Source organism: Muriicola jejuensis, from assembly GCF_010671595.1.
GTDB lineage: Bacteria > Bacteroidota > Bacteroidia > Flavobacteriales > Flavobacteriaceae > Muriicola > Muriicola jejuensis.
The window spans coordinates 1-2,309 of the sequence record NZ_JAABOP010000015.1 but is presented as its reverse complement, the minus strand read 5'-3'; the positions used below and the strand labels follow the sequence as shown (position 1 = coordinate 2,309).

The 2,309-nt window shown below is 38.7% G+C and carries 3 protein-coding genes; all 3 read left to right on the top strand.

What is annotated here, in order from left to right:
• Positions 1-213: 213 nt before the first annotated feature.
• A complete protein-coding gene (locus GWK09_RS14995) occupies positions 214-813 on the top strand; it encodes a hypothetical protein (RefSeq protein WP_204260490.1) in 600 nt (199 codons plus the stop codon).
• 139 nt (positions 814-952) lie between these two features.
• Positions 953-1,396 carry a hypothetical protein gene (locus tag GWK09_RS14820; RefSeq protein WP_163694250.1) on the top strand — a complete coding sequence of 148 codons (444 nt, stop codon included), beginning with the start codon at positions 953-955 and terminating at the stop codon, positions 1,394-1,396.
• Positions 1,397-1,531: 135 nt separating this feature from the next.
• Positions 1,532-2,059 (top strand): hypothetical protein, encoded by a 528-nt coding sequence (locus GWK09_RS14815; RefSeq protein WP_163694249.1) that lies wholly within the window; start codon positions 1,532-1,534, stop codon positions 2,057-2,059.
• Positions 2,060-2,309 lie beyond the last annotated feature (250 nt).

Sequence of the window (2,309 nt, the reverse complement as noted above, 5' to 3'; positions counted from 1 at the left end):
TATCCTAGAATTTGCGGAACCATGTCTTTCTGAAAAACATAAGGTGGATTTAAAAAACAACTAGGCACAACAACGGCTATGGTTCATCGCCCTCTGAGGTCTGGGATTATTTGCTATTTTAGGGATTCACAAAAACAAGACGGAAGGCTTGGGCGTACAGGCGCCAAACCATAGCCGGAACCGTTGTGGTACATTGTAAGTGACCTCTTTTGAATGATAAAACATAAGATTCAAAAACCACATATTTCGATAAAGGAAATTGGGAAAAGTAAATTTTGGATCGGAGTATTATTTGGCCTGAGTAGTTCTGTTTTACTGGCTATTTGCTTTAGTCATTTTGAAGAACTAATGGAATATTTAGCAGGTTCTTTGGGAAATGAAATTCATCTTCAGGCAAAAGAACGTCGGTTTTATTCCTATTTTTTTGCAGCAATTAGTTCAGTTCTTGGGTTATCCATTTCTATCACTATTTGGCTAACAAATTTAGATCTTAGTAGAGCCAGATCTAGGATTTACGCTAAACTAAGTCAAACATATACACTCTTATACTTCTGGGCTCTAATTGCTGTTATCTCAAGGTTTGTTACCATAGTGTCTATACTCCCACTAGGATTAGAAGAATATAATAACGAATTGAATATGCTCAATGACTATTATTATCTGTTAATACTGATGGTTTTGGTTGTATTTCTCAATGTATGGTTCACCGTAAGAATGATCTTTAAATCAACAAAATGGATGATATACTCCTTTGCATTGTGTATAGCTTTAACCTTTATTCTTGCGAATATCTATTTGTGGAGGGCCTACTAAAAAAACGTACCACAACAACGGCTATGGTTCATCGCCCCCTTAGGTCTGGGAATATTTGCTATTTTAGGGAATAACAAAAACAAGACGGAAGGCAAGCGCCTCCAGGCGCCAAACCATAGCCGGAACCGTTACCTACCATATGGGGAAATTCTTATTCTTATTTCTATTATTCTTTTCAAATGTTGTTGTAGGGCAAGAATTAAATGAATGGAAAGAACTGGCCAGTGATTTGAGTTTACGTGAGTATCTAGAAAGTTCTGTTTATGACAAACTTAGTTATACCAAAATAAATAAAGACTCCATCATTAGTAAACTCATAAATACCTCTCACTCAGAACCTGGGACAAAAGTTACAATAAGAGATGTGGATTCAATCTCGCAAAAACCTATGATTATTATCAATGGTGTGCTACTCAAAGAAAACAAAATTCCTGAAAATATTACGTTGTCAATGACAAGCAGCATAGCTCTTGTTAATCCAGAAAAATCTGTGAATGACTATGGTTGGAGGGCAATGTATGGCGTCATTATTATCAATATAAATAAAAAGGCATTTCGGAAAATTAAAAAGAATATACGGTAGGTAACAACGGCTATGGTTCATCGCCCTCTGAGGTTTGGGTTTATTTGCTATTTTAGGGATTCACAAAACAAAACGGAAGGCTGGTGCCCTCAGGCGCCAAACCATAGCCGGAACAGTTGTACCACATTTAAGAATATGAAGAAATTTATAATTCCCATCTTACTTTTATCGAGCTTTATTATCTCAGCGCAAACTCAAAAAGTCTTTCGAGTTAACATTTTAAATCCTGGAGCCGAAATTGAATTACCCACAAGTGATAACGCAACATTTTCTGCCGGGCTCGGTATAGGTTACGGAGGGGGTTATCCTGATCTCACATTCAATGACAGCGGCTTTATCTACATCATTTCGCCGTTTCTAGATCTTCAGCATAAATGGTTCTACAATTTTGAAAAAAGATCAGGAAGAAATAAAACAACGGAGAATAATTCCGCGAATTTTTTCTCGCTTCGTCTGGTCAGCCGAGGCCCGTCCATTGCAGAAAATGTAGGGCGTACTTCTGATTTTGATTTTGCTATCGGGCCCACTTGGGGAATTCAAAGAAAATTCAGCAAGAATCTTCATCTTCTGTTCGATGTCGGGCCGCAATATTATTTTGACACGGAGGGGAATGGTAATATTTGGCCCATTATGGTCCAAATAAATATTGGTTTTGACCTGTAAACGTGGTACAACAACGGCTATAGCCCATCGCCGGCCAAGGATGGGTAATTTTTCCTACATTAGAGTTTATTAATCAATCCGGGGTTGGTCTGTCCATCGAGGCGCCAGGCCATAGCCAGGACAGTTCTACACCATACCTCCTTTTAGTTTTATAACGCAAAGCTTTACGGTAGTTCGCAAGGGTTACGCAAGGGTTACGACTGTGCGGATCACTCATACGGTTGGTCGGCATATCTTTTCGGCGTTGCGG

What these genes read in the sequence shown, in the direction of transcription:
- GWK09_RS14995 (WP_204260490.1), top strand. Translation starts at nt 214, where the DNA reads ATGATAAAACATAAGATTCAAAAACCACATATTTCGATAAAGGAAATT.
- GWK09_RS14820 (WP_163694250.1), top strand. Translation starts at nt 953, where the DNA reads ATGGGGAAATTCTTATTCTTATTTCTATTATTCTTTTCAAATGTTGTT.
- GWK09_RS14815 (WP_163694249.1), top strand. Translation starts at nt 1,532, where the DNA reads ATGAAGAAATTTATAATTCCCATCTTACTTTTATCGAGCTTTATTATC.